3 protein-coding genes are annotated in these 3,000 nt (G+C 71.4%); 1 reads left to right on the forward strand and 2 read right to left on the reverse strand.

Annotated elements, in window-relative coordinates:
- Positions 1-193: 193 nt before the first annotated feature.
- Together GUY60_RS36340 and GUY60_RS38630 are read right to left on the reverse strand one after the other, a co-directional pair.
- The gene (locus GUY60_RS36340) at positions 194-1,579 is read right to left on the reverse strand and encodes a hypothetical protein (RefSeq protein ID WP_187370217.1); all 1,386 of its coding nucleotides are present in this window, start codon (positions 1,577-1,579) and stop codon (positions 194-196) included.
- 315 nt (positions 1,580-1,894) lie between these two features.
- A complete protein-coding gene (locus GUY60_RS38630; RefSeq protein ID WP_010467770.1) occupies positions 1,895-2,023 on the reverse strand; it encodes a DLW-39 family protein in 129 nt (42 codons plus the stop codon).
- Between the two features lie 306 nt (positions 2,024-2,329).
- Between GUY60_RS38630 and GUY60_RS36350 the strand changes: the two genes are divergently transcribed.
- On the forward strand, positions 2,330-2,713 hold the full coding sequence (locus GUY60_RS36350; protein ID WP_161705759.1) for a DUF6344 domain-containing protein: 384 nt from the start codon (positions 2,330-2,332) through the stop codon (positions 2,711-2,713).
- The last annotated feature ends 287 nt before the right edge of the window (positions 2,714-3,000 follow it).

Below are 3,000 nucleotides of genomic sequence, written 5' to 3' on the forward strand. Positions count from 1 at the left end.
GGCGTCGCCCCGGCCCGCCCGCGAAGGTGGCCGTGCCGGTCCTGCTGTTGGCGCTGCTCAGCTACGCGGTGGGTTTCTGGGCCCTGGCCCACATCTGACGCACCGGCAGAACACCTGACACACCGTCAACACACCTGACGCACCGTCAAGCACAGGACCCACCAAGGCGTACCGGGGACCGGGGATCGGGGACCTACCAGGACCGCGGCGGCCCGTACGCCACCGCCTCCGCACCCTCGTCCACAGCCGCCCGCGGAACGGTCTCCTCCGCCGCCGACCGCCGCGCCGCGAGCCGCCGGGCGAGCAGCGTCCACAGCGCCAGGAAGAGAACAAGCAGCGTCCCCGTACCGATCCCGGCCGCCGCGACCACCTTCATGCTCGGGTCGCCGACGTCACCGCCGGCCGGACCCGCACCGCTCACCGGGGCGTCGGTGCCGTCCCCGGCCACGCGGAAGATCCCCGCGTCACCGTCGTACGCGACCCCCGTCCGCGGCTTCCCCGTGACCCCGACGCGCAGCGTCAGCCCCAGCGCCTTGTCGCCGTACCGCTCCGCGACCTTCGGATCGAGGGTGACCTTCAGGTAGTACGAGCCGGGGAACCGCATCTCCTTGGCCTCGGGCTGCGCGGCGAGCCGGTTCTCGTGGGCCACCGGCGCCAGCGCGTCCAGCGCCGCCGTGACGGGCTCGCCGCGATAGCTCTCACCGGCCGAGGTCACCGGCGTCCTGGCCGGATTGTGCAGGCTCAGGTGCAGCGCCTTGGGCAGCCCGCCGAGCGCGCCTCCACCGTCGCTCCGCGCGCCCTCCAGCTCGATCCGCGCGGCCAGTTGCTGTCCCCAGTCCAGCGGCACCCGGTAGAAGAGGGCCTGCCCCGGCCGGATCCGGTCCTGCCACACGCCGTGCCCGAGCAGCCGCGCGTCGTTGAACCCGGTCCCGCCCTCCGTGCCCTTCGCCGTCCCCGTGGGCGGCGGCGGGACGACCGGATTACGCGCCTCCGCGGGCGGCTCCGAGGCCGTCCCGCCCTCGAGCGGCGGCTCGTCGACATGGCTCAGCTCCAGGTCCCAGCCCGCCGACGCCGAACCGTCGGCGCTCTCCCTCTGGACCACCACGTAGTACGTGCCGCTCTGCCGGCACCGCGTACCGCCGCCCTCGACCAGCCGGGAGGCGGTGACGGCGAGCGGAGCCGGGTAGTCCGCCGAGCCGAAGGACGCCTGCCCGGAACCGCAGGTCTGCCCCTCCGCGTTCCGCAGGGTCACCAACAGGCCGTCGCCGTACGCCACTTGCGTACCGGACCGGGGAACCGCGACGGCGGAGACATACGCACTGGAGGACTCGTCGAGCTCGACGGCGTAGTACAGCGTCCGGCCGCCCTCGATGGAGCTGCGGTACACGGAACCGGCGTCAAGCCGGGACGCGGAGGCCAACTCCTCGGCGCCCGCCACCCGTTGCGCGCCGCGGGCGAAGACATACGGACTCGGATCCTCCGCCGCGCGGGCGACTGCGGCCTGCTGCACGGGCAGCAGCGCCCCCGCGCACACCGCCACCAAGAGTGCCACCCAGCGCCCGGTGCCGCGCCGTCCCATCCCGCCCCCTCCGTCGTCGCCCGGCCGCGCACCATCCTGCCCCGCGCGTCCCCGCACTGTCTGCGCCTGGACGTGAATCGTCCGCTCCTGCCCGCGCCGGGAGAGCCGGACACCAGGGCCGGGACACGGCGTCCGCCGGACCGTCGACAATCAGCCACACCCTTTGCCGATGCAAGGTGATTGTTCACTCAGGCAAATCAGAGACCTGTCGTACGCGGCGGAAATTCACGTACAGCAGAGAGCCGGACCGCGCCACCGCAACACAAAGCCCCGGCCGCCATGGGCGACCGGGGCCTGTGAAGAGACTGTCGATACTCACGAACCTGCAGGCACGGAGTCAGTCGCCTCCGTCCACAGATCCTGCTCGGCGCGATCCGCCTGGATCTGGCGGTACACGAGGAGCCCGCCGATGGCGGCCAGTGCGACCAGGAGAAGCTTCTTCACCGCGCTACCTCGTCTTTCCTTGACGTAGGAGACCTCTGGCGCCCGACTATACACACCGACCGAGACCGATCGGTGACCTCCCTGGGGACCCAACTCCCGCCCCCCGTACAGCAGTAGACGCACCTCACCATGTGCTTCACCGCACCCACGGACGGTGACCTTTCTGCCACCTTCTGACCGCTTGCGACCATCCGGGTGGTGTTCATCTGAAGATCCGCGAATCGCGGACCTGGCTCCCGCACTTCTCAGGGCTCGTACACATCATGAGGAAAGTACGCAAATCGTCCGACCCGAAAGTGAGGAACCGTGGCTACCAACAAGGTCACCCGGATCTGGTCCATCGTCGTCGCAGCACTCCTGGCGTTCTTCGCCTCTCTCGGCCTCGTCACCTCCGCGGCCGCCGCCACCCCGGCCGTACCCCAGCAGGACAGCACCGGCAACCGGAGCGCCGACGTCAGCGCGAAGGCGCCGTACGTGGCACCGGCACCACAGGCACGGCCGCACGAACTCAACCGGCCGCCCACGATGAAGCAGCGCATCCGCGCCGAAGCACACGGTTCGTCCCCCAGCAGCCGCGGTCTGACGCTCGCCACGCCCCTGTCCGACGTCAGCCGGGTCGACTCGGCCACGGAAGCGGAGACGGTCCCGGCCCACATCCGGCCCGCCGAGTCCGAGGAGCTGGCCCTCTGAACCGCGCCAGACGGCTGGAGCACCCGGGCAGCACAGGCCTCGAACCTGTCACCGCCCCACCGCAAGAACCCTTCAGGCATACGGCACGTCCAGCAGCACCGAAGACGGAGCGACCGGGACCACCAGGCCCCGGACCGACTTCACCAGGAGCACCGGAACCCCCCGGAACCCACGGGAAGCACCGGAGCACACCGGAACGCACCGGGAAAGACCCCAGCCCGTACGACCGGGCCGGACAGCGGGCCCCACGGCCGGCGGCCCCCTTCCCCACGCACGCTCCACCCCGC

The organism is Streptomyces boluensis (genome assembly GCF_009908195.1).
GTDB lineage: Bacteria > Actinomycetota > Actinomycetes > Streptomycetales > Streptomycetaceae > Streptomyces > Streptomyces boluensis.